Origin of the sequence: Pseudomonas sp. FSL R10-1339 (assembly GCF_009600545.1) — a bacterium.
In the GTDB taxonomy this organism is placed as follows: domain Bacteria; phylum Pseudomonadota; class Gammaproteobacteria; order Pseudomonadales; family Pseudomonadaceae; genus Aquipseudomonas; species Aquipseudomonas bubulae.
This window is the reverse complement of sequence record NZ_WIVQ01000025.1, coordinates 18941-41854: the sequence shown is the minus strand read 5'-3', so window position 1 is coordinate 41854 and position 22914 is coordinate 18941. Positions and strand designations below refer to the sequence as shown.

At 59.7% G+C, this 22914-nt stretch carries 19 protein-coding genes, 1 pseudogene and 1 riboswitch; of the genes and pseudogenes, 8 read left to right on the top strand and 12 right to left on the bottom strand.

Going from position 1 to position 22914, the window contains the following annotated elements:
* Nucleotide 1 precedes the first annotated feature (1 nt).
* The gene (locus GHO03_RS10285) at nucleotides 2-1156 is read right to left on the bottom strand and encodes an efflux RND transporter periplasmic adaptor subunit (RefSeq protein ID WP_095000261.1); all 1155 of its coding nucleotides are present in this window, start codon (nucleotides 1154-1156) and stop codon (nucleotides 2-4) included.
* 170 nt (nucleotides 1157-1326) lie between these two features.
* Between GHO03_RS10285 and GHO03_RS10280 the strand changes: the two genes are divergently transcribed.
* Together GHO03_RS10280 and GHO03_RS10275 are read left to right on the top strand one after the other, a co-directional pair.
* Nucleotides 1327-2028, top strand: coding sequence for a response regulator transcription factor (locus GHO03_RS10280; protein ID WP_095000260.1), 702 nt, complete (start codon nucleotides 1327-1329; stop codon nucleotides 2026-2028).
* Between the two features lie 4 nt (nucleotides 2029-2032).
* On the top strand, nucleotides 2033-3328 hold the full coding sequence (locus tag GHO03_RS10275) for an ATP-binding protein (protein WP_095019187.1): 1296 nt from the start codon (nucleotides 2033-2035) through the stop codon (nucleotides 3326-3328).
* Nucleotides 3329-3344: 16 nt separating this feature from the next.
* On the opposite strand, the gene rarD (GHO03_RS10270) is transcribed toward GHO03_RS10275, so the two are convergent.
* The 3 genes from rarD (GHO03_RS10270) to GHO03_RS10260 all read right to left on the bottom strand — a co-directional run bounded on the left by rarD (GHO03_RS10270) (nucleotide 3345) and on the right by GHO03_RS10260 (nucleotide 6948).
* The gene (gene rarD / locus GHO03_RS10270) at nucleotides 3345-4226 is read right to left on the bottom strand and encodes an EamA family transporter RarD (protein ID WP_095019186.1); all 882 of its coding nucleotides are present in this window, start codon (nucleotides 4224-4226) and stop codon (nucleotides 3345-3347) included.
* Between the two features lie 320 nt (nucleotides 4227-4546).
* A complete protein-coding gene (rarD, locus tag GHO03_RS10265; RefSeq protein WP_095000257.1) occupies nucleotides 4547-5431 on the bottom strand; it encodes an EamA family transporter RarD in 885 nt (294 codons plus the stop codon).
* A gap of 203 nt (nucleotides 5432-5634) precedes the next feature.
* A complete protein-coding gene (locus GHO03_RS10260; protein ID WP_153399763.1) occupies nucleotides 5635-6948 on the bottom strand; it encodes an MFS transporter in 1314 nt (437 codons plus the stop codon).
* A 158-nt stretch (nucleotides 6949-7106) separates the two neighbouring features.
* Here GHO03_RS10260 and GHO03_RS10255 point away from each other — a divergent pair, with 158 nt between their 5' ends.
* The 3 genes from GHO03_RS10255 to pssA all read left to right on the top strand — a co-directional run bounded on the left by GHO03_RS10255 (nucleotide 7107) and on the right by pssA (nucleotide 10956).
* A complete protein-coding gene (locus GHO03_RS10255) occupies nucleotides 7107-8204 on the top strand; it encodes a sugar diacid recognition domain-containing protein (protein ID WP_095000255.1) in 1098 nt (365 codons plus the stop codon).
* Nucleotides 8205-8312: 108 nt separating this feature from the next.
* Nucleotides 8313-9449 carry a glycerate kinase gene (locus GHO03_RS10250; RefSeq protein ID WP_153381154.1) on the top strand — a complete coding sequence of 379 codons (1137 nt, stop codon included), beginning with the start codon at nucleotides 8313-8315 and terminating at the stop codon, nucleotides 9447-9449.
* Between the two features lie 163 nt (nucleotides 9450-9612).
* Complete coding sequence (pssA, locus tag GHO03_RS10245) at nucleotides 9613-10956, top strand: CDP-diacylglycerol--serine O-phosphatidyltransferase (RefSeq protein ID WP_153399761.1); 1344 nt, start codon at nucleotides 9613-9615, stop codon at nucleotides 10954-10956.
* A 100-nt stretch (nucleotides 10957-11056) separates the two neighbouring features.
* Here the strand turns inward: pssA and GHO03_RS10240 are convergent.
* From GHO03_RS10240 to GHO03_RS10230, 3 genes and pseudogenes are all read right to left on the bottom strand, one after another.
* Nucleotides 11057-12582: pseudogene (locus tag GHO03_RS10240) on the bottom strand (ArnT family glycosyltransferase).
* Complete coding sequence (arnT, locus tag GHO03_RS10235) at nucleotides 12579-14282, bottom strand: lipid IV(A) 4-amino-4-deoxy-L-arabinosyltransferase (RefSeq protein ID WP_153399759.1); 1704 nt, start codon at nucleotides 14280-14282, stop codon at nucleotides 12579-12581. The pseudogene GHO03_RS10240 and the gene arnT overlap by 4 nt, the downstream one beginning before the upstream one ends.
* A gap of 90 nt (nucleotides 14283-14372) precedes the next feature.
* Nucleotides 14373-15032, bottom strand: coding sequence for a metalloregulator ArsR/SmtB family transcription factor (locus GHO03_RS10230; protein WP_095000252.1), 660 nt, complete (start codon nucleotides 15030-15032; stop codon nucleotides 14373-14375).
* Between the two features lie 124 nt (nucleotides 15033-15156).
* On the opposite strand from GHO03_RS10230, the gene GHO03_RS10225 reads away from it, so the two are divergent.
* The 3 genes from GHO03_RS10225 (at nucleotide 15157) to GHO03_RS10215 (ending at nucleotide 17938) form a co-directional block, all read left to right on the top strand.
* Entirely contained in the window at nucleotides 15157-16560 is a 1404-nt protein-coding gene (locus GHO03_RS10225) for an MFS transporter (protein WP_153399757.1), read from the top strand.
* 278 nt (nucleotides 16561-16838) lie between these two features.
* Nucleotides 16839-17444: an SCO family protein gene (locus tag GHO03_RS10220; RefSeq protein ID WP_016780913.1), complete on the top strand. Its 606-nt coding sequence runs from the start codon at nucleotides 16839-16841 to the stop codon at nucleotides 17442-17444.
* Nucleotides 17445-17473: 29 nt separating this feature from the next.
* Entirely contained in the window at nucleotides 17474-17938 is a 465-nt protein-coding gene (locus GHO03_RS10215) for a copper chaperone PCu(A)C (RefSeq protein WP_095026266.1), read from the top strand.
* Between the two features lie 61 nt (nucleotides 17939-17999).
* Here GHO03_RS10215 and GHO03_RS10210 read toward each other — a convergent pair whose 3' ends face one another.
* The 5 genes from GHO03_RS10210 to GHO03_RS10190 are packed head-to-tail and all read right to left on the bottom strand — an operon-like array spanning nucleotide 18000 to nucleotide 22587.
* The gene (locus GHO03_RS10210) at nucleotides 18000-19343 is read right to left on the bottom strand and encodes an OprD family porin (protein ID WP_095000248.1); all 1344 of its coding nucleotides are present in this window, start codon (nucleotides 19341-19343) and stop codon (nucleotides 18000-18002) included.
* Complete coding sequence (locus GHO03_RS10205) at nucleotides 19340-19780, bottom strand: pseudoazurin (RefSeq protein WP_153399755.1); 441 nt, start codon at nucleotides 19778-19780, stop codon at nucleotides 19340-19342. The genes GHO03_RS10210 and GHO03_RS10205 overlap by 4 nt, the downstream gene beginning before the upstream one ends.
* Before the next feature lie 22 nt (nucleotides 19781-19802).
* Nucleotides 19803-20564: an ABC transporter ATP-binding protein gene (locus GHO03_RS10200; protein ID WP_153381021.1), complete on the bottom strand. Its 762-nt coding sequence runs from the start codon at nucleotides 20562-20564 to the stop codon at nucleotides 19803-19805.
* Nucleotides 20561-21577, bottom strand: a complete 1017-nt coding sequence (locus tag GHO03_RS10195) for an iron ABC transporter permease (protein ID WP_153381019.1) — start codon at nucleotides 21575-21577, stop codon at nucleotides 20561-20563. The genes GHO03_RS10200 and GHO03_RS10195 overlap by 4 nt, the downstream gene beginning before the upstream one ends.
* On the bottom strand, nucleotides 21574-22587 hold the full coding sequence (locus GHO03_RS10190; RefSeq protein WP_095024681.1) for an ABC transporter substrate-binding protein: 1014 nt from the start codon (nucleotides 22585-22587) through the stop codon (nucleotides 21574-21576). The genes GHO03_RS10195 and GHO03_RS10190 overlap by 4 nt, the downstream gene beginning before the upstream one ends.
* 115 nt (nucleotides 22588-22702) lie before the next feature.
* Nucleotides 22703-22901, bottom strand: a riboswitch (cobalamin riboswitch).
* Nucleotides 22902-22914 lie beyond the last annotated feature (13 nt).

Here is a 22914-nt window from a genome sequence, read left to right as displayed (position 1 = left end):
CTCACCGATCCGTGGAGTGTGCGAGAGGAAGTGTCGGGTCATCTATTTGTACTTGTTCGCCCGGGCGGGCGTGTTGCAGGCCTTCAGTGACAATCCGGTCACCGGCCTTAAGCCCGGACGTGACCGCCCAGCGATCATTCTGCGCGCCGCCCAGTTGTACCGGTTGCAGCTGCACGCGGTTGTCGGCATCGATCAGCAGCACCTGGGCGATGCCGGCGCTGTCGCGCAGGATTGCCCGTTGCGGCACGCTGATGCCTTCCTTGTTGACGGCCTGTTCCAGGCGTACCCGCACAAAGCTGCCGGGCAACAGGTCGTAGTCCGGGTTGGGGAACTCGCTGCGCAGAATGATCTGCCCGGTGCTCGGGTCCACGGTGACGTCGGTGAACAGCAGCTTGCCCGGCAACGGGTAGAGACTGCCATTGTCACGAATCAGGGTGGCCCTGGCCTGTTGCTTGCCAACTTGTTGCAATTCGCCAGCGCGGAAAGCTTCACGCAGGTTGTCCAGGTCGCGGGTGGACTGGGTGAGGTCGACATGGATCGGGTTCAGTTGCTGGATGCGCGCCATTGGCGTGACCTCGCCCTGGCCAACCAGTGCACCTTCGGTAACCAGCGCCCGGCCAATGCGCCCGGAAATCGGCGCGGTCACGGTGGCATAGCCCAGGTTCAGTTTTGCCCGCTGGACGGCGGCCTTGTTGGCAGCCACATCGGCGTTGGCCTGCTGGGCCGCTGCCCGTGCGTTGTCATGATCCTGGCGGCTGATGGCATTGATGCCGATCAGCTCGGCATAACGCTGGTCCTGCAGTTTTGCCTGCAGGGCCACTGCCTCGGATTTGCGCAATGCTGCCTGAGCGCTGTCCAGATCGGCCTGAAACGGTGCAGGGTCGATCAAAAACAGCACGTCGCCCTGTTTGACTTCACTGCCTTCGATGTACACGCGCTTGAGCACCACGCCTGCAACACGGGCACTGACTTGCGCCACGCGCGGGGCGACCACGCGCCCGCTCAATTCGTTATTGACCGACAGCGGCGCCGTAGCGATGACTTCGCTGCGCACTTTGGCCAAAGGAGGTCGGGTTTCAGCGACCGGACTTTTGTCACAGGCACTGATGGCCAGGGCCAGGGCCGTGAGAAATAGAGGGGCGAAGAGCTTTTTCAACGATCGTGCCTTCTGAAATATGCGGGATGTTTCTGTTTGGCATGCTAAGCGCAGCACGCAAGGGGCGTTGTGAAGCTATGTAGAGGGAGTGTGAAAAAGTGTGAAGGTTATGCGGCTATCCCTGCCAGGTTGTATATCCTTCGGGTTTCCCCCGGTTGTAAGCAGTTATTATGCCCACTATTTTGCTGGTCGAAGACGATGCCGCACTTTCGGAGCTGATTGCCAGCTATCTGGAGCGCAATGGCTATCAAGTCAGCGTGATTGCCCGAGGTGATCAAGTCTGTGACAGGGCGAGAAGCAACCCGCCTGACCTGGTCATTCTTGACCTGATGTTGCCAGGCCTTGATGGCCTGCAAGTCTGCCGTTTGCTCCGTACCGAGTCAGCAAGCCTGCCGATCCTGATGTTGACAGCCCGCGACGATAGCCATGATCAGGTGCTGGGGCTAGAGATGGGGGCCGACGATTATGTGACAAAACCTTGCGAGCCACGGGTGTTGTTGGCCCGGGTACGCACTCTTTTGCGTCGCAGCAGCCTGGCCGAGCCGCAAGTAGCCAGTGACCGTATCGTTATCGGCAACCTGTGCATCGACCTGTCGGAACGCACCGTCAGTTGGCGCGGGCAGATGATCGAGTTGTCCAGCGGCGAGTACAACCTGCTGGTGGTGCTGGCCCGGCATGCCGGCGAAGTGCTGAGCCGTGACCAGATTCTGCAGCGTCTGCGTGGCATTGAGTTCAACGGTACTGATCGCTCGGTCGATGTGGCCATTTCCAAGCTGCGGCGCAAGTTCGATGACTGCGCCGGCGAAGCGCGCAAGATCAAGACCGTATGGGGCAAGGGCTACCTGTTCAGTCGCTCGGAATGGGAATGCTGAATCCATGCTCAAGATTCTGATACGCCTGTATCTGGTGACCATCGTGACGTTTGCCACGGCCAGTTACCTGATCCCCGGGGTGATCGTGTCGCTGTTTCATGAGCGCTTCATGAACTACAACATCGACATGTCGCGGGGCATGCAGGCCTTGCTGGTCAAACAGTTCCATCATCTGCCCCCTGAGCAATGGCCTGAACTCGCCCGAGAAATCGACACGCAGTTCCAGCCGATACGGGTCAATCTGCTGCCCATTAGCGATGCCAAGTTCACTGCCGACGAGCAACAGCAGTTGAAGCAGGGGCAGGGCGTCTTGCGCATTGGCGAGTGGGGCTGGCGTACGCTGGTGGTTTCACCGCTGGACGATCAGGTTGCAATCGAATGGGTCATGCCGCCAGACCCCTTTGACATGAATGTGCTGTATTGGAGCATCAACGTACTGATCGGTGCCGCCATGCTCGGTGGCTTGCTGCTTTGGCTGCGACCGCACTGGCGCGACCTGGAGCGACTCAAACTGACCGCGGCACGTATCGGTCAGGGGCAACTCAGCGAGCGTACGCAGATCTCCCAACGTTCCAATATTCACGGCCTGGCCACGGTGTTCGACGCCATGGCGCAGGATGTCGAGCACCTGCTCAACCAGCAGCGGGACCTGCTCAATGCGGTATCCCACGAGTTGCGTACGCCATTGACGCGCCTGGACTTCGGCCTGGCCCTGGTTTTGTGCGACGACTTGCCCCGGGCTAGCCGTGAGCGCCTGCAAGTGCTGGTGGGGCATATTCGCGAACTGGATGGGCTGGTGCTTGAGCTGCTGTCATTCAGCCGCCTGCAAAACCCGGCTTTGATGCCGGAAAGGGTAGAGGTCTCGCTGGACGAGTTTATCGACAGCATCCTCGGCAGTTTCGATGAGGAGCTCGAAGCGCCCGAAATCGTGCTGGATGTGTTGTTACACGGTGCTCAAGAGCGTTTTGCCCTTGATCCGCACCTGACTGCCCGGGCGCTGCAAAACCTGTTGCGCAATGCCATGCGTTATTGCGACCGACGAATTCAGGTGGGTGTAAGCGTCACTGCGCAAGGCTGTGAGATGTGGGTAGATGACGATGGCATCGGCATTCCCGAACAGGAACGCGAGCGAATTTTTGAGCCGTTCTACCGCCTGGATCGCAGTCGCGACCGGGCAACCGGGGGCTTCGGCCTGGGCCTGGCGATCAGTCGTCGCGCCCTGCAAGCGCAGGGCGGGACGCTGAATGTCGAACAATCGCCTCTGGGCGGCGCCCGCTTCAAGCTCTGGTTGCCGGCCTGAAGAAGGAGACTGCGACCTAGATGGAACGTCGCTGGCGACTCACATGCTTCAAGCCTTCAATAATCAGCACGACCACCGCGAGCCAGATAGGGCCATAGGTCAGCCATTGGCCCTCTTCCAGGCTGTCGCCCAGCAACAGGGCGACAGCGACCAGCAGCACCGGCTCGACATAGCTGAGCAAGCCAAACAAGCTGAAGGGCAGCAGTCGGCTGGCCAGGATGTACGAGAAGCCTGCCGCAGCACTGATAATGCCCATCAGCGGCACCAGCGCATACAGTGCCTGGCGTTGCTCGCCAAGGTCGATATGCGGCCCTGCCAGCACAAACCACAGGGACGCCGGAACCATCAGCAACATGTCCAGCCAGAGGCCACCCAGGTTGTCGATGCCGATCTTCTTGCGCAGCACGAAGTACATCGGGTAGCCGATGGCCACCACCAGGGTCGTCCAGGAGAAGCCGCCGGTGCGATACAGCTCATTGGCCACACCGACCACGGCCAGGGCCGTGGCGATTTTCTGCAGGTGCGACAGGTGCTCGCCGTACACAATGCGGCCGGTGAGGATCATTGTCAGGGGCAACAGGAAGTAACCCAGCGACACATCCAGACCGTGTCCATTGAGCGGCCCCCACATAAACATCCACAGCTGTAGACCGACCAGGAAACTGGTAAGCAGCACGCAAGGAATCAGTAGAGGTTTATCGCGTAAGCGTTTGAAAATTATAGGAACCCATTTCCAGTCGCCAGAGAGGCAGATAAACAGGGTCATGAAGGGCAGCGAGATCAGTATTCGCCAGCCGAAGATTTCCTGGCCATCGAGGGGCCAGAGAAGGGAAGTGAACCAGTACAGAACGCCAAACAGACAGGAAGCCAAAATCGATAGAACAATGCCTTTAGACACAACAACCTCAATGGATCTACAACGTTACTCGTGTGAGTGGGCGCATAGCTTGAGGCTGTTGGCGGTCATTGGCAAACGCCTTTTAAACCAGTTACTTGGGAGTAATTCTTGTTGGTGATGTTTAACTTTGAAAATCGCAAGCAATTACTGGGCCAAAGTCGTTTAAAACGTGCGTTCGTGTTTTGAAAAAAACTGATTAACGGTGGGCTGTTACGGTGCAAAAGGGCAGATTGTGGGAGCGAGCCTGCTCGCGAAGCAGGCAACGCGAGCATTGCAGGAAATCGCAGTGATGCCTTCGCGAGCAGGCTCGCTCCCACTGTTTACACAGAACGGCGCTGGCGTACCAGATGCTTGAAGCCTTCAAAAATCAACACCAGCACGGCCAGCCAGATCGGCAGGTAGGTCAGCCATTGCCCGGCGCTGATGCTTTCACCCAGCAGTAACGCCACCAGCACCAGCAATACCGGTTCGACATAACTGAGCAGGCCAAACAGGCTGAATGCGAGCATGCGGCTGGCGAGGATATAGCTGATCAGGGCCAGGGCACTGATGCCTCCCAGAACCGGAATCAGCGCGTACAGTGCCGGGCGATGGCTGGCCACATCAAAGCCTTGTTCGCCGCTTTGCACAAACCACCAGGCCACCGGCATCAACAGCAACATGTCGACCCACAGGCCGCCGAGGTTGTCGGTGCCTGAGCGCTTGCGCAGCACGAAGTACAAGGGGTACCCGATGGCCACCACCAATGTGGTCCAGGAGAACCCACCCACTCGATACACCTCGTTGGCAACCCCCAGGGTTGCCAGCGCAGCCGCGATTTTTTGCAGATGGGACAACTGCTCGCCATACACCAGGCGCCCGGTGAGCAGCATGGTCAGCGGCAACAGGAAGTAACCCAGCGAAACGTCCAGGCTGTGGCCGTTGAGCGGTGCCCACAGAAACAGCCAGAGTTGCACGCCCACCAGGGCACTGGACGCCAACAGCACGGCAAGGAATTTCGGTTGTTGGCGCAGCCGCGAGAAAATCACCGGCACTAACCGCCAATCGCCGGAAAAACACATGAACAGGGTCATGCAGGGCAGGGTCAGGAGCATCCGCCAGCCGAAGATCTCGGCGCCGCTCAAGGGCCAGAGCAGGGATGTGAAGTAATACATGACACCGAACAGGCTCGATGCCAGAACAGACAGAACAATACCTTTGGACACAACAGCCTCGTTGAAACACGCATTTTGATTATTAGAAGTGCGTAGCTTGAGGCTCTGCGCGCTGCAGGGCAAATGCTTGATTGATTGTGGGCGCCAGATAATCAGTGGGAGCTGGTTTGCCTGCGATGCAGACGCCGCGGTCTGTCTGTCAGACCGCGGCGTCTGCATCTCAGGCAAACCCGGCTCCCACAGGTTGTGCTTGATTATGCGTTTTTGATTCCACGGGTCATGCGCAGGGCCAGCAGGCTGCCACCCACAATGACCGCTGCCAGCAAGTACAGCGCCACGTCAGTGGAACCGGTGGCGTCTTTGACAAAACCCACCAGATACGGGCTGAGGAAACCGGCCATTTGCCCCATTGAGTTGATCAGTGCCAGGCCGCCTGCGGCCGCCCCTGCGCTGAGCATCGCCGTCGGTACCGGCCAGAACATCGGCAAACCGGTCAGTGCGCCCATGGTGGCAATGGTCAGGCCCAGAATCGCTATGGCCGGCTGGGTGGCGAAATTCACCGCAATCACCAGCCCCAGTGCACCCATCAGCATCGGCACCACCAGGTGCCAGCGGCGTTCCTTGTGCAAGTCGGCAGAACGCCCGACCAGCAGCATAAATACCGCTGCCAGCAGGTAGGGAATGGCGCTGATCCAGCCAATCACCAGGGTGTCGCTGAAACCCAGGTTCTTGATGATCGACGGCAGCCAGAAGTTGATCGCGTACACGCCACTCTGGATGCAGAAGTAAATCAGGCCAAAGGCCCAGATGGCCGGGTTTTTGAACACTGCCAGCAGCGAATCGGTGGAAGAGGCCGGCTTGCTGTCCGCGTCCAGGCGATGGTCGGCTTCCAGTACCGCCCGCTCGTGGGCACCCAGCCATTTGGCGTTGGCAAAACTGTCACTGAGCAGGTAGATCGCCAGGCCGCCCAGCAACACCGTAGGCACGCCTTGCAGCAGGAACATCCACTGCCAGCCGGCAAGGCCGCCCTGGCCTGCAGCGAAGTGGCTGAGGATCCAGCCGGAAAACGGCCCACCGATCAAGCCCGAAACAGGAATGGCACACATGAACAGCGCCATGATCCGGCCACGACGAAACGTCGGGAACCACTGCGACAGATACAGCACCACGCCCGGGAAAAAGCCCGCTTCAGCCGCGCCGGTCAGCAGGCGCAGGGTATAGAAGCCAGTAGGCGTGGTGACAAACATCAGGCAGGTCGACAGTGTGCCCCAACTGATCATCATCACCGCAATCCAGCGCCTGGGGCCGAATCGGGTCAGGGCCAGATTGCTCGGTACGCCACACAAGACGTAGCCGATAAAGAAGATCCCGGCACCCAGGCCGCAGAACGTTTCGCTAAACTTGAGGGCGTCAAGCATCTGTAATTTGGCAAAGCCAACGTTTACCCGGTCGAGGTAATTGAACAGATAGCAGATAAAAATAAACGGAATCAAGCGCAGGGTGATGCGTTTGTAGATGGCGTTTTTATCGTCATCGCTGATCAGCGATGCGGTGGCGCTCTGTGACATCTTATGTCTCTCTTTATTATGTTTTTTCACGATCCAGGGGTAACGTTGACCGCAGCTTGAGTCTCGGTCACCACAACGCTGCTGTCTTTGTGCTGTCGCACAGCATTTCGCCAAGCGCTCTGTGCCCGTGAACAAATGTACCCAAGGATAGTCACCCCATGTTTGAACTGGACCACGATTTGGCGCAGGACATCGTTGACCGTGCGATGGCCATTTTGCCTTACAACGTAAACGTTATGGACAGCCAGGGCCTGATCCTGGGCAGTGGCGAGCCCGAGCGTATCAATACCCGGCACGAAGGGGCGCAATTGGTGCTGGCCAATGGACGGGTGGTGGAAATCGACGCACAAACGGCCAAATGCCTTAAGGGCGTGCAGCCGGGTATCAACTTGCCACTGCTGCTCGACCAGCGACTGATCGGGGTGCTGGGCCTGACTGGCGAGCCCGAGCTGCTGCGCACCTATGCCGAACTGGTGCGCATGACCGCCGAAATGCTGGTGGGCCAGCGCTTTCAGCAGGCCGAGCAACAATGGCGACGCCAGCGTTGTGATGACTTGGTGGCTTTGCTGCTCAGCGAGGGCGGTGACTCCCCGCGCCTGATTGATGAGGCCCAGCAGCTGGGGCTCAAGCCGCAGCTGTCTCGCATCCCCTATCTGTTCGAGCTGGGCAAGGGACAAAGTGCCGAGGCTTTGAGTGCCTGGTTGCAATCACGCTACCCGGACAGCTGGTGTGTGTGCCCGGCAACCGGGTCCCTGCTGTGGTGCCGCCCTGCAACCGCTGCACTGGATGATCTGCGTTTGCTGGAGAGGCTCGACGGCCAGGGCTGGCAGGTATTGCGCATTGCTGCGGGCGGGCAGGCCGATGCGCTCAAGGGGTTGCGCCGCTGTTACCGCCGGGTGGGGGATTTGCTGGCCTATGGCCGTGATGTGCTGCCGCACACCCGGTTGTTAACCCTTGATCGCTATCGCTTGCCGGTAATGCTGTGGCGCCATCGCAATGATGATGCATTGGAAGAACTGCTCGGCCCGCTGCACAAAGTAGTGGCCAAGGACGCCAATGGCCAATTGATTACCACACTGCGCAGTTGGTGCGAGCACGACGGCCAGAGCCAGGCCTGCGCCGATGCGCTGGGGATTCATCGCAACAGCCTGCGTTATCGGATGGAGCGCATCGCGGAATTGAGCGGCGTCGACCCCTTGAGCCTCAATGGCATGCTGGCCCTTTATCTGGGGGTGCAGTTACTGCCCCAGAGCTGAGCATTGTCCAAATGAACAACAAAGCCCGTGATTGCTTGTGCGCCCGACTGGCGTGTTTATGCCCGGTTACTGGCAGCATGGATGGCATAAGAACTGGAGATGCGCCCCATGAAAATCGTGATTGCCCCCGACTCGTTCAAAGACAGTCTGAGTGCCGAAAAAGTCGCCGATGCGATCGCTGCCGGTCTGGCTGATGCCATGCCCCACGCGCAGTTGGTCAAATGCCCGATGGCCGATGGTGGTGAAGGCACGGTCGAAGCGATTGTCGCCGCCGGTAATGGCCAGTTGCGCCGCAATCATGTGCAAGGCCCTCTGGGCGCGCCGGTCGAGGCCCATTGGGGCTGGTTGCGGGACAGCCACACAGCCATCATCGAAATGGCCGAAGCCAGCGGCTTGCAACTGCTCAAGCCGGAGCAGCGCAATGCCTGCATCACCAGCACCTTCGGTACTGGCGAACTGATCAAGGCTGCCCTGGACGCCGGTGCCCGCAGGGTGATCCTGGCTATCGGCGGCAGTGCAACCAACGACGCCGGGGCAGGCGCGTTGCAGGCCCTGGGTCTGGGCTTGTTCGATGCCCAGGGCAATCACCTGCCGCGTGGCGGCCTGGCGCTGGCCCATGTGGCGCGTATCGAACTGTCAGGCCTGGACCCGCGCCTGGCCGAAGTACGCTTTGAAATTGCCGCCGACGTCAACAACCCGCTGTGTGGCGAGCACGGTGCTTCGGCAATCTTCGGCCCGCAAAAAGGCGCATCCGCCGAACAGGTGCGCTTGCTGGATCAGGCGCTGGGGCACTTTGCCGATCACTGTGCAAACGTGCTGCCCAAGGATGTGCGACACGAGCCGGGCTCGGGCGCTGCCGGCGGGCTGGGGTTTGCTGCCAAGGCGTTCTTCGGCGCGCAGTTTCGCGCCGGGGTTGAAGTAGTGGCCGAGCTTGTAGGGTTGGCAGAAGCGGTGAAGGGCGCAGACCTGGTGATCACCGGTGAAGGCCGTTTCGATGCCCAGACCCTGCGCGGCAAAACCCCCTTTGGCGTGGCGAGCATCGCCCGCGCTGAAGGGGTCCCGGTGGTGGTATTGGCCGGCACGTTGGGCGAGGGGTATCAGGCGCTGTATGAGCACGGCATCAACGCGGCATTTGCAATTGCCAGCGGCCCGATGACCCTGCAGGACGCCTGCGCCCGGGCAGCACCATTGCTCACCGACCGGGCGCGGGATATTGCGCGGTTGCTGATCCTGGCCCGGGGTTAAATCCCCCCCTGTGGGAGCGGGCTTGCTCGCGAAAGCATCGCTGTGGTTTGCCAGATCGACCGCGTCGTTTGCATCGCAGGCAAGCCAGCTCCCGCATTGAGGCTACACATCACAGAATCGTGTAAGCTTTGCGGCTCTTCGCATTCGACCCTTAGCGAGCCCTATGCCGTCGCTCTTCAAACGCTCCTTGCTGCCTAAACTGCGCAGCTTTCCGTTGTCCGCCGATGCGCTGAGCATCTTGCCCAGCCCTGCGGATTTTCGCCGCTGCCTGCTGGAGCAGATTGCAGGTGCACGCCATCGCATCACGCTGGTGGCCTTGTACCTGCAACAGGACGAAGCCGGGCAGGAGATCCTCGATGCCCTGCACGCCGCCAAGGCCGCGCGCCCCGAGCTGGAAATTGCCGTGGTGGTTGACTGGCTGCGCGCCCAGCGCGGGTTGATCGGTGCAGGCAAACAGCCCGGCAACGCGGCCTGGTATCAGGCACAAACCGCAGCCCACGACACCCAAGTGCCGATTTATGGCGTGCCGGTGCAGACCCGCGAACTGTTCGGGGTGCTGCATCTCAAGGGCTTTATCGTGGATGACTGCGTGATCTATAGCGGTGCAAGCCTGAACAACGTGTACCTGCACAAGCTCGACAAGTATCGATTCGACCGTTACCACCTGCTGCACAACAAGCCGCTGGCTGACAGCATGCAGCACTTTGTCCAGCATGATCTGATCGAGAGCAAGGCCGTGCATCGCCTCGACCTGCCCACATTGCCTACCACTCGCAGCCTGCGCAGCGCTATCGGGGACTTTCGCAGCCACCTGAAAAAAGCCAGCTACGATACCAGCGCCGGGACTGTCGGCCACTTTGGCCTGTCGGTCAGCCCGCTACTGGGGGTGGGTAAAAACAATCAGCTGAGCCGGGTTATTTGTGAACTGATCGCCAGCAGCCAGCAACAGCTGACCATCTGCACCCCGTACTTCAACCTGCCATTGCCGGTGACTCGTGAAATCAACCGGGCTCTGGAACGTGGAGTGCGGATTGATATCGTGGTGGGCGACAAGACCGCCAACGACTTCTATATCCCGCCGAGCGAACCGTTTCGGGTTATCGCAGCGCTGCCGTATCTGTATGAGCTGAGCCTGCGCCGCTTCGCCAAGAGCCATCAGCGCATGATCGACAACGGTCTGTTGAACCTGCATCTGTGGCGCGAAGGTGACAACACCTACCACCTTAAAGGCATGTGGGTGGATGACCGCTACACCTTGCTGACCGGCAATAACCTCAATCCACGGGCATTCCGCCTGGATCTGGAAAACGGCCTGTTGATCGACGACCCACGCCGTGAGTTGCTGGAGCCGCGCAGCAAGGAGCTGGAGGCTATCTTTGCCCATACGCAACGTATCGACAACTTCAAGGACCTGGAAACCCTGGCTGATTATCCGCCAGCGGTGGCCAAGTTCCTGCGTCGCGTAAGCCGGGTACGGATCGAACGCCTGCTCTACCGAATTCTCTGAGTACCGGTGGGAGCGAGCTTGCTCGCGATTGCATCGACGCGCCGTGACAGGTACACCGCGTCGCTTCTATCGCGAGCAAGCCCGCTCCCACAGGGTATGGTCAGGGTAATTGCGGGATATACACCACGCTGCCACCTTCGCGTTTGTGCAACAACCGGTCGCCATTGTCCGGCTGGCTGGTGAGGGTCTGGTGATCCATGCTCAAGTAGCCAAGGGGCAGGGGATCGCCACTGCGGTACTGGGCAAAAATCAGCGTACGTTGCGGGTTGAAATGCTGGCCGCTGGTTTTGTCCAGCCAGGCCATTAACCCGGCACTGTCGCCATCGCGAGGGTAATCCTGGCTCTGGTCGATATAGAAGAACGGCTCGCCTTCATTCTGCACATACATGGGCAGTTTGTTGTCGACATCAATCATCACCATGCGCCACTGATCCCAGGGCGCCTGCTGGCTGGCCCGCGCTTTCACATCCTGGCCAAACTGGATAACCCCGCCGCCGCCGTTGGACCACGGATAGAACACCCCCAGCACCAACAGCAGTAACGTCGCACTCATGCCGAAACCGATGTTCCAGCGGCGCGGGTTGGTTTTGCCTTGCGCCATGCGCTGGGTCACCCACCAGGCCGCCAGCAGCTGGGCCAACGGCACCAGCGGCAACACGTAATAACTGCGCCGGCTGCCGCTGGCGGTGAAAAATACAAACAGCAAACCCAGCCCCCACACCAGCCACCGCGTATTGGGCTCGATATGCCGCCATTGACGTACGGCCACCCACAGCCCGATCATCCAGAATGGTGCCCAGGGCAGGGTGTAGGCCGGCAAGTAGATCAGGTAGGTGTAGATCGGCCCCATATGGTCAAAGGGGTTGAAGAACCGCACCACGTTTTCACGTAGCACCAGTTCCAGCCCGCTTTCGCCATAGGTGGGCGCGCCATACAGGTGGGACAGCACGAAGGGCAGCATATATACGGCCCCGGCAACCACCAGGGCGAGGAGCAAACGCAGGTTCAGATGACGCTTCCAGCGTTGTTCACTTAGCAGATGAGGCAACAGCACCAGCCCTGGCAGGATAAAACCGATCAGCCCCTTGAGCAGCGAGGTCAGGGACAGCAACAGGAAAAACACACAGTACCGGCTCAGACGGGTGTCATCGGGGCCGCGCCAGTACCACCAGACTGCCGCCAGCAAGCCGAACACCGTAAGGATGTCCGCCGTGGCCACCCGCGCCCAGAATACAAAGTAGAAGGTCGTGGCCAGCATCCAGCCAGCGATCAGCCCGGTGCCCTGCGAAACAACTGCTCGCCGAGCAGGTACACCAGCCACACGCTTAGCCAGGCGGCAATAACGGATGACAGGCGCAAGGACCAGTTGCCCAGGCCACCCATCAAGCTTGCGGTTGCCGTGATCAGCCAGTACGAGGGCAGGGGCTTGTCGTAGTAGGGCGAGCCTTTCAGATAAGGATCCAGGTAATCACCGCTCTGCAGCATCTGCAGGGCGATATTGGCCCAGCGGGTTTCCGGGCCCCAGAGCTCCCGTGAACCCAGGCCCAGCAACAAGAGCAGGGCAGATACGGCCAACAACACCAGCAAGCCTTTTTGCTCGCTGTTCCAGCGTTTGATCAGAGTCATTCAGGCTGAACCTTGGGAAAGATGAAAATCGCGAGATCACCGCGTTCGTAGCGCTTGCCACCCAGCGGCAGCAGCTCGACTTCGTGGGTTTCCAGTGCCGAATGAGCGCGCATGACCACGCCGACCGAGCCGCGTAAACGTGCCTCCTTCATCCAGCGATCGATGCTATCCATATCAACCTGACGCCCGGCTGAATCGGCATAACCCAAACCATATTTAAGCTCTCCGGTGCTGTTATAGAGCGTGATATCAGGCCGACCCAGGCGCCAGGACAGGGCCGATGCCGCGCCCAGGTCATTGCTGAGCAGCGTGCGGGCCTGACTCAGTTCCTGTACATGCTCGGCAATAAACTGATCGGGCATTTTGCTGTTGATGATCACTCCCGGCATCGCAGCGGGCAACAGCGCCACCAGCACACCCATGCCCATCGCAGGTGCTGCCCACAGCAGCAGCAGCGGGCGTAGGGCTTGCAGGGCGTTGCTAAGCAGCCAGCCCAGCAACACGATATAGGCCAGAGACAGGCTGAACACCTCGGTGTTCTCATACACCGGGCGACTGAATTGCAGGTAAGCCAGTCCAACCAGGCCGGCAACCGCCAATAGCACATTCAACAGGCCGTTGATACGCAGGGTGCGGCCCTTTGCCTGTTCAATCCATGAAACCACGGCTCGGCCCATCAGCAGCGACAAAGGCAGCAGGCACGGCATGATGTAGGTGGGCAGCTTGCCCTTGCTCATGCTGAAGATGGCCAGTGGCAGCAGCATCCACAACAGCAGAAAGCCGATCGCAGGTTGGCGCTTGTGTTTCCAGGCATCCATCAGGGTTTTCGGCAGCAAGGCCGCCCAGGGCAGGCTGGCGGCCAACAGGATCGGCAGGTAGAACCACCAGGGTTGGGTATGTTGTGCATCGGCCGCGCTGAAACGGCGTACGTGTTCGTTCCAGAAAAAAAACTGCCAGAAGTCCGGTTCCTGATGGTGGATCGCCAGCGCCCACGGCAGGCAGACAGCCACTGCGACAAGGATCGCCAACGGGCCATGGCTCAGCACTTCCTTGACGCGCCGCTGCCACAAGGCATAGGGAGCGGCGATCAACACGGGCAGTAACCAGGCCAGAAACCCCTTGGTCATAAAGCCCATGCCGCAGGCCACGCCCAGCACGGCCCAGGCACCGATGCGCGCGCGGCGGGTGGTGCTGTCAAAGGCATACCAGAGTGCTACCAGACTGAGGTTGACCCAGAAGGTGAACTGCGGGTCGAGGTTGGCATAGCCGGCTTGCCCGGCCACCAGTCCAAAACTCATATACAGCAGTGCGCTGGCAAAACGCTTGCGCGGGTCATGCCACAGGCGCCCGGCAATCAGCCATGCCAGCCAGACACTCAGCCCGGTACTCAGTGCCGAGGCGATCCGCACACCAAACAGGTTGTCACCGAATACAGCTTGCCCGATGGCGATCATCCAGTAACCGGCAACCGGCTTCTCGAAATAGCGCAAGCCCATAAAGTGTGGGGCTACCCAGTTGCCGCTATGGAGCATTTCCTGGCTGATCTGGGCATAGCGGGTTTCGTCAGGTATCCATAAGCCGTGGCTCATCAGCGGCAAAAGATAAAATACGACAAAAGCCAGGATCAAACCGGGTATTGCCCAGCGCTCAACACCTCGAGTGCGGGTATTGCAAGGTACAACGCCAGCCATGCTTTCCATCTGCGCGCCTGTTATCGACGTAAGTTATGGCCAGCACGTTAATCGGGAGGAAGTGGCGGAGAGGTGAAGCCTATGTGAAAAAAATGCGCGTCAAGCAGGGGTTACCCGATACACGCAACGGCGACTGCCTGTGATCATGTGTTCTGTTCGCTCAACCTGCCCCGAGTCCCCGATGGCCGCCTGGAACACTTGCAACTCTGCCCGGCAAAAGCCCTGGCATTGCTGCGCTGCAACACAGATCGGGCAGTGATTTTCGATGATCAGCCAGTTCTCGCCTTCAGCTTCCATGCTCGCCATATACCCGGCGCTGTCGCGTATGGCCACCAGCACCTGAACTTTCTCTTGCAGGTTTCGCCCTTGCTCACAGGCTGCAACGTATTCGCGGGTATTGGCCAGTTCCATGCTCTCGACCACTTTGTCGATCCCTTCATTGCCGTAGATCAGCTTGATTGAATCAATCAACTGCGCCGTGAGCTGCGCATGGGTATTGGGGAATCTGGCTTGAGCGGCATCGGTCAACACCCATTTTTGCGAAGGGCGCCCGGCCCCAACCGGCGGCATCAGGCAGCCAACGATCATGGCGCCGTCTACCAGCTTCTGGACCTGCTGGCGCGCAGCTTCCGGGGTGATATCGAGCATTGCCCCAAGATCCGCGGTTTTCAGCGGCCCGCGGGTTTTCAGCAGAAACAGGATCCGCTCGGCAGTGGCACCGTTGTTGCGTGCAGCATCAGGGGAGTCAGTCGCGAGCATAGAACAAAGCCATCAGGGTAATGAGGTTTATGGGGGGATCATACCGCCTGGAGGATAAATAATTACCAAAGCATTTGCTTTTATAATAGGCTGATTGCATCGAAATGGAACTCAAGGAAGGGAAATGACAACGGCATCGGGATGGTCGGCATTGCTATGGGGCCGCAACGGGCTGCGATCGGTGGCACTGGCAGGCGGAGTGGCGTTGCATGCCATCAACGTGTATCTGGTGACAACCATCTTGCCCTCGGTGGTCAAGGATATCGGCGGGCTGGATTATTACGCCTGGAACACCACACTGTTTGTGGTGGCCTCGATCATTGGCTCGGTAGTGTCGGCCAAATGCCTGTCGGCCCTTGGCCCCAGGCTCGCGTATAGCCTCGCCGGGCTGGTCTTTGCGCTGGGTTGCGGGGTGTGCAGCAGCGCCCCTGACATGGCCGTGCTGGTGTTGGGGCGCACCATTCAAGGCCTTGGCGGCGGACTGTTGTTTGCCCTGCCATATTCAATGATCCGACTGGTGTTCAACCAAACCCTGTGGCCAAGGGCAATGGCCCTGATTTCAGGAATGTGGGGCGCCGCGACCTTGATTGGCCCGGCCGTTGGCGGGGTGTTTGCGCAGTACGATGCCTGGCGTGCAGCATTCTGGGCACTGATCCCGGTGACCCTGCTGTTTATGCTGCTGGCCTGGGCCATGCTGCCCGGAAAAAGCGCCGAGGCATCACCTCGTCTGGTCTTGCCCTGGCTGCAACTGTTGCTGTTGACTGGCGTGGTGATGGCGATTGCCCTGGGCAGCATCAAGCCATCGCCGCTGTATAACGCGCTTGGGCTGGTGATCGGGCTGGTACTGCTGTATGCCGTGTACCGTGTTGAAAGCAGCGACAGGCACCGCATGTTGCCCAAGCACAGCCTGAACCCTGGCAGTGCGCTATTGCCGATCTATCTGTCGATGAGCCTGATGGTCATTGGCATGACCAGCGAAGTGTTTGTACCGTACTTCTTGCAGGTTTTGCATCTGCAAACCCCGCTGGTGGCGGGCTATATTGCAGCACTGATGGCGGGCGGCTGGACCCTTGGTGCGCTTTACAGCAGCGGCATGGCGCTGGCATCTGCCAACCGGGCAATCTGCTGCGGCCCCGTATTTGTGGTGTCTGGGCTGGCACTGGCGGCTGTCTGTGTGCCGCAAAGCGGCAGTTCATTGATCAGCCTGACCGGCGTTTCCCTGGCAATGATCGGCGTCGGTACAGGGATCGGGCTGGCGTGGCCGCATCTGCTTACCCGAGTACTGGCCAATGTGCCTGAAAGCGAAAAGGACATTGCCGGTGCGTCCATTACCACCGTGCAACTGATTGCCACGGCGATTGGCGCGGCACTGGCGGGGATGATTGCCAATATGGCCGGTTTATCCGCTCCGGGTGGCGTGGAGGGTGCCGCCAATGCTGCGGCCTGGCTCTTTGGCCTGTATGCCGTGTTGTCTGCGTTGCTGTTTATAACGGTGCGACAGGTGATTGCCCATAGTGCAAAGCGCTGAATCCGCCAGAAATCATGCCTGTGTCGATTTGTCGCAGGCATTGCTGCATCCCCCGGTTTTACAGGCTGCCGGCGCTGTAGTGCACCATTGAGGGGCGTGACTGCCGTGCGACAGCCTAGCGACAGTGGTAAATTCTGCGCCCATGCAACACGTCTACCCCACAGCAATCGTGCGCGCCAAGCCGGTCACTCCTGGCATCGGGCAGCGTACACACCTGCCTGATAATACGCAGGTTAAAGGCCTTTTCCGTTGGAAAAGGCCGCTTAAAGGAACCTGACATGAATGATTTACTGACTCGCCGCCGCGTAGTCACCGGTCTTGGCTTGCTCAGCCTGGGCTTGATCGCAGGTTGCGACCCTGGCAGCGGTTTGTCATACAAGTACGGCAAAGACCTCAGCAATGAAATCCTCGGGCGCAAGTTCAAGCTCAGGGATGCTCAAGGCAACGAGATGATGCTGGGTAGTTTTCGCGGGATGATGCCGATGATTTTCTTCGGCTTTACCCAGTGCCCGGCCGTGTGCCCGACCGCCCTGGCCCGTGCCGCCCAGGCGAAGAAAATGATGGGCCCCGACGGCGACCGCTTGCAGGTGGTGTTTATCACCCTGGACCCGGAGCGCGACAAGCCGGCGATGCTTGATGCCTATGTAAAAGCCTTTGACCCGAGCTTTATTGCCTTGTCCGGCACCCTGGAAGAAACCGCGGCTACGGCCAAGGAATTCAAGGTGTTTTACGAGAAGATCCCTACCGGTGACTCTTACACCCTGTCTCACACCGCAACCAGTTTCGTTTTCGATTCCCGTGGTGTGTTGCGTCTTGGCCTGTCGCCTTCACTGTCAGCCAAGCAGTGTGCCGAAGACCTGCTCACCGTGATGTCAGTCTGCTAATCCTGTGCACTTTGGAATGAGCCAACCCTATGAAGCCTGTTAAGTATCTACTGTTGTCACTGCTGGGCATGAGCCTGCACGTTTCTGCGCAAACCGTTGTTGATGATGCCTGGGTGCGCGCCACCGTGGCCGGTCAGCCTTCGACCGGTGCCTTTATGCACATTACTTCGAGCACCGACAGCAAGCTGGTTGAAGTCCGTTCTCCGGTAGCCAAGACCGTACAGATCCACGAATCGAAGATGCAAAACGACGTGATGAGCATGCAGCCAGTGACATCGGTAGCGCTACCGGCGGGCAAGGGCGTGGCCATCGAACCTGAGGGCTACCATGTGATGCTGATTGACCTGGTCAATCAGGTCAAAGCCGGTGACCAGGTACCTTTGACCCTTATTGTTGAAGACAGCAAAGGGGTCAAGGAACAGATTGAGGTGAAGGCCGAGGCGCGTGCACTCAATAGCATGCCGATGCACCACGATCATGGTTCGATGCACTGATTCGCAGTTAAACGCCGTAGCAGCAGCCTCGTTCCTTCGGCAGCTGCTACGGTTGGTTTACCTAAAACCGGCCCGTCAGCGGGTATTCGACCGCCAGGCGTATCTGGTCCGCATCCAGTTCGGCCTGTGCGGTATTGCCGCGATGGACATTATGTCGCAATGACATGATGGTGCCCTTGGCTGCACCGCTCTGCACCACATAGCGCGCTTCGAGATCCCGTTCCCAGTGCTTTCCGCCTTTGCCATAGCCCAGGTACGCATAGCCGCCCCGCGGATCCACATGGCTGCCGTCAATCTGGCTACCTCGCACATACGCTGCGCTGAACACCAGCCCCGGCATACCCCAGGGTGTCATCGCCAGGTCGTAACGCGCTTGCCATGATTGTTCGTTAGGTGCGTTGAAGTCAGATAGCTGGACCGCATTGGTCAGGAAAATCGCGCCCCGTGTCACATAATCAAATGGCGTGTTGCCATGCACTTTCTGATAGCCCACGCTGAAACTGTGCGGGCCCTGGGCATAGGTGCTCAGCAAACTCCAGGTGGTGTTATCGATATTGCCCGACAGCGCCTTGCCTTCATCGGTTGTGCGGTACAGGTTGAGGTTCAGCGACAGCGAGCGGTTTTCATCCAGCGCGTGGCTGAAGACGGCGCCCAGGTAATGCTGGTTCCAGGTGTCTTCGTAGCGCGAGGTGTAAAGGCTGGCGCTGAGGTTTTTGCTCGGGGTATACACCAGCCCGGCCAGGTCGAATGCATTGCCTTTGGGGCCATTGGAATAATTGACCACAAAGCCCTGATTGTGGCTGCTGGCATTGCGGTCGGTGCTTTCGGTGAAATGCCCACCGACCATTTTAAGGGCATTGAACTCGTTGCTGGTGAGGAACACCCCCGTGGCCGTTTCCGGCAGCAAGCGGCTGTCGGATGAGCTGAACACCGGGGTCTTGACCCGCTGCTCACCCCAGGACAGCACCGTGTTGGACATACGCAGCTTGAGCGCCGCGCCACCTCGGCCGTAGTTGTCCTTGGGGTAGCCGTCGTTGTCCAGCCCAAGCAGGCGGGCCTTGCCGGCGCGACCGCCGCCACTGTCCAGCTTGAGGCCCATATAGGCGTGGGCATCCACCCCGACACCGATCAGGCCCTGGGTAAAGCCTGATTGCAAGGTGCCCATCAAGCCGTAGGCCCACTCTTCGGCATAGCCATTGCGATCGGAGCGCGATTTATAGGCATTGCGTGCGCCGCTGTTGCTGGCTCCGTGGCGATACTCACGGCTGTCGTAGACCGTACGGTTGACCACACTCCAGGTGCTGTCTTCAATAAAGCCCTTGGCTTGCTCCTGGGCCGACTCCGCCACGGCCAGGGGGCTGGCGAGGGCGATCAGGATCGCGGAGCGCGTACCCACGGCACTCATTTCGCCACCTGCTGCTGTTGCAGTGCAGCAGTCAAACGGTCCAGTGCGCGTTTGGGTAACGTGGCGGGCAGCACCGGGGGCTCGGCAGAAGGTTCGCCCACCTGAATCAGCATGACCATGCCCATGGCCAGGTGCGGGGTGCATTGAATGCCGTAGAGGCCGGGCACGCTGAAGGTTTGCTCTACCTCCTGGTTGATCTTGCCCTTGAACGGTTGCGCACCTTCAGGCAGCAGTCCGGGCAGTGTGGCCGCATTGTGGCCGCTTTGTGTGGGGATGAACCTGACCGTGTCGCCGGGGGCGATCTGCAGGTAATCCGGTTCATAGACCATACCGGCCGTGGCACTGCGGGTGAGCATTTTCACTTCGTGGGTTTGTGCCAGTGTCGAAGTACAGAGCAGGGCAGTGGTCAGCAGCAGGGTAAGGGATGAAATACGCATGGGTGGCTCTCTTAAATAGTATTCAAACGCACATACGCAGGATCTGCGCGCCGTCAAAAGGGTCAGTCAGGTAATGCGCCTGTACCCCGAATGTGCTCTGCAGCCGTTGCGTGGTCAGGACTTCAAGGGGTTTACCAAGCGCCATCAAGCGGCCACGTTCAAGAATCGCCAGGCGATCACAGCTCAGGGCCTGATTGAGGTCGTGCATGGCGATCAGGGTGGTCACGGGCAGGGCATGTATGGTTTTTAATATGGCCAGCTGATGCTGGATATCCAGATGATTGGCGGGCTCATCCAGCAACAGGATTTGCGGGCGCTGGGCCAGGGCCCGGGCGATATGCACGCGTTGTCGCTCACCACCCGAGAGCCCGCGCCAGGTACGGTTGCGCAGATGCGTAGCATCCACATCGGCCAGTGCCTGCTCGACAATGGCCGTGTCCCCGGCTGACCACGGGCTTAGCGCCGACAGCCAGGGTGTACGGCCCAGCGCGACGGCATCAAAAACGCCAATGCTGTCGTGGGTGTCGGCATGCTGCTCGACCACCGCCAGGGTTTGCGCAATGTTGCGCTGGCTCATTTTGCGCAGCGCTTGCCCGTGCAGTAAAATCTGGCCCTGGCCGGGCACCCGCAGGTTGGCCAGCAGCTTGAGCAATGTGGACTTGCCGGAGCCGTTGGGCCCGACTATCCCCAGGGTTTCGCCGCGCTGCACACTGAGGGTGATGCCCTGCAACAGCTGGGTATCACCCACGCGGTAACTCAGGTTGCTACAACTCAGTACCGTCATCGTGCATGTCTCCGGCCGATCAGGATCAGCGCAAATACGGGCGCGCCCACCAGGGCAGTGACCACGCCGACGGGAATCACCTGGCCTTTTATCAAGGTGCGTGACAGCACATCGGCGGCAATCAGGAACAAGGCCCCGCCCAGGGCGCTGACGGGCAGCAGGCGGCCATGCCCGGTACCGGCCAGCAAGCGCACGGCGTGGGGAATGACCAGCCCGACAAAACCGATGGAGCCTACAATCGACACCATCACCGCCGTCACCAGCGCCGTACAACTGATCAGCAATAGCTGCACCCGGCGCACCGGGATACCCAATGAGGCCGCAGAGTCAGCACCAAAGGTGAACGCATCCAGCGCCCGTCGATGCCACAGGCACACCGCCAGCCCCAGCACCGCAACAGGCACTGCCAGCCATACCGAAGGCCAGCGCACGCCACTGAGGTTGCCCAGCAACCAGAACATGATCCCGCGAGCCTGCTCGGAACTGGCCGATTTGGTGATCAGGAAGGCAGTGATTGCGTTGAACAACTGAGAACCGGCAATGCCTGCCAGGATGATCTGGGCACTTACACCGGAGGGCCCGCTGGCCCGTGCCAGCAGAATAACCAGGGCAAAGGCGCAAATCGCCCCGGCAAAGGCCCCGGCCGACAGTGAAATGGCCCCGGCGCCCAGGCCAAGCACCGCGACCACAACGGCACCTGTGGACGCCCCGGCAGAAATGCCCAGCAGGTAGGGGTCGGCCAGCGGGTTGCGCAGCAAGGACTGCAATACCACGCCGCAGATGGCCAGCCCCGCACCGCAGGCCGCGGCCACCAGAGCTCGGGTCAGGCGATAGTTCCAGACAATGCCTTCGTCGATCGGGTCCAGTGCATGCCCGGCGCCCCACAGTTTGTTGGCCAGTACCTGCAGCACCACATCGGGTGCGATCGGAGTTTCACCGATAGCGACCCCGGCGAGTACAGCCAGCAGCAGTGCTGTACAGGCGGCGAAGGCAGTGATCAACCGTGCAGTCATTTAGGCAGGTCGTGGCGGCTGATCGCAGTTGCGAGTGTTTCGATGCCGTCGAACAGGCGCAGGCTGGCCTGCATCCCGTGGGCATCGAGGACAATGATGCGGTTGTTTTTCACGGCATCCATATTGCGGGTTACCGGGTCGGTACGCAGGAATTCAAGTTTTTTCTCGACGTCATCCGCCGGGAAGCGTCGGCGATCCATGCGCGCGATGACCAAAAATGTCGGGTTGGCCTTGGCCAGGGTTTCCCAGCCGACAGTTGGCCATTCTTCATCGGACTCCACCACATTGCGCACGCCCAGGGTGTTGAGCATAAAGTCGGGGATACCCTTGCGCCCGGCAACATATGGGTCGATATCCATGTCCGCACTGGAGAACCAGAACAGCGCACTGGTGGCGCTCAGGTCCTTGCCCTTGAGCGAGGCAATGGATTTTTCCAGGCTCGCCTTGAGCTGGTTGTTCAGTTGTTCACCGCGCGCCTGCACATCGAAGATCTCTGCCAGCTGGCTGATGCTCTTGTAGACAGTGTCGATACTGAATGGCTGCATGCGCGTGCCGTCGGCGCCAACCAGGTTGTCTTTGCCCTCGCAGTCAGAAGGCATCAGGTAAGTCGGTATCTTCAGTTCGTGAAACTGCTCGCGGGTGCCCACCACACCCTGCGGCCCCACCATCCACTCCAGCTGCACGACCACCAGCTCCGGGCGTTTCCCAATGACGGCTTCAAAGCTCGGGTCATTGTCGGCCAGGCGCTCAACCTTGTCGTTCTGTGCCTGGTATTGCACGGGGACATCGTTGAACCACAAAGAAGTACCCACCAGCCTGTCACCAAGGCCCAGGGCATAGAGCATTTCGGTGCCGGCCTGGCCAATGGTTACCGCGCTTTTGGGGGCATGCTCAAACGTCAGCGGGGTGGCGCAGTTCTGCAGGGTCAGGGGGTATTGCGTGGGGGTCGCATGAGCCAGGGCCGGCAAGGCCAGCGTGACCATGAGCGTAACAACGCGGTGCAACAGCATGATGCAATCTCCATTTGATCGTACACGGGGCATAGGTGCACGGACGGGAATGCATCATCGGGTACTGCTGCAGCAACAGTACAAAGCAGGATGCCTCCCCGGACACCCCGCCGGTTAGTGTGTGGACTTTGCCGGCAGGTCTCCTGACTGATGGGTCATCGCTTGCTCCAGCCTTCCCGGGGGGTATCCCAGTGGCAATCTTGGAGCAGGCTCGTCATCTACAGTTGCGGGGGCAGTTCCGTTGGGTGCTGAAAAAGCACTGCGGATTCCCTTTTAACCCCCCGCTAGGGGGGACCGGCGGCGAGATGATAATCGATCCTGTTGGGC

Bases quoted from the DNA above. Each gene is read 5' to 3' on its own strand.
- GHO03_RS10280 (WP_095000260.1), top strand. From the start codon at position 1,327: ATGCCCACTATTTTGCTGGTCGAAGACGATGCCGCACTTTCGGAGCTG.
- GHO03_RS10275 (WP_095019187.1), top strand. From the start codon at position 2,033: ATGCTCAAGATTCTGATACGCCTGTATCTGGTGACCATCGTGACGTTT.
- GHO03_RS10260 (WP_153399763.1), bottom strand. From the start codon at position 6,948: ATGTCACAGAGCGCCACCGCATCGCTGATCAGCGATGACGATAAAAAC.
- GHO03_RS10255 (WP_095000255.1), top strand. From the start codon at position 7,107: ATGTTTGAACTGGACCACGATTTGGCGCAGGACATCGTTGACCGTGCG.
- GHO03_RS10250 (WP_153381154.1), top strand. From the start codon at position 8,313: ATGAAAATCGTGATTGCCCCCGACTCGTTCAAAGACAGTCTGAGTGCC.
- pssA (WP_153399761.1), top strand. From the start codon at position 9,613: ATGCCGTCGCTCTTCAAACGCTCCTTGCTGCCTAAACTGCGCAGCTTT.
- arnT (WP_153399759.1), bottom strand. From the start codon at position 14,282: ATGGAAAGCATGGCTGGCGTTGTACCTTGCAATACCCGCACTCGAGGT.
- GHO03_RS10230 (WP_095000252.1), bottom strand. From the start codon at position 15,032: ATGCTCGCGACTGACTCCCCTGATGCTGCACGCAACAACGGTGCCACT.
- GHO03_RS10225 (WP_153399757.1), top strand. From the start codon at position 15,157: ATGACAACGGCATCGGGATGGTCGGCATTGCTATGGGGCCGCAACGGG.
- GHO03_RS10220 (WP_016780913.1), top strand. From the start codon at position 16,839: ATGAATGATTTACTGACTCGCCGCCGCGTAGTCACCGGTCTTGGCTTG.
- GHO03_RS10215 (WP_095026266.1), top strand. From the start codon at position 17,474: ATGAAGCCTGTTAAGTATCTACTGTTGTCACTGCTGGGCATGAGCCTG.
- GHO03_RS10210 (WP_095000248.1), bottom strand. From the start codon at position 19,343: ATGAGTGCCGTGGGTACGCGCTCCGCGATCCTGATCGCCCTCGCCAGC.
- GHO03_RS10205 (WP_153399755.1), bottom strand. From the start codon at position 19,780: ATGCGTATTTCATCCCTTACCCTGCTGCTGACCACTGCCCTGCTCTGT.
- GHO03_RS10200 (WP_153381021.1), bottom strand. From the start codon at position 20,564: ATGACGGTACTGAGTTGTAGCAACCTGAGTTACCGCGTGGGTGATACC.
- GHO03_RS10195 (WP_153381019.1), bottom strand. From the start codon at position 21,577: ATGACTGCACGGTTGATCACTGCCTTCGCCGCCTGTACAGCACTGCTG.
- GHO03_RS10190 (WP_095024681.1), bottom strand. From the start codon at position 22,587: ATGCTGTTGCACCGCGTTGTTACGCTCATGGTCACGCTGGCCTTGCCG.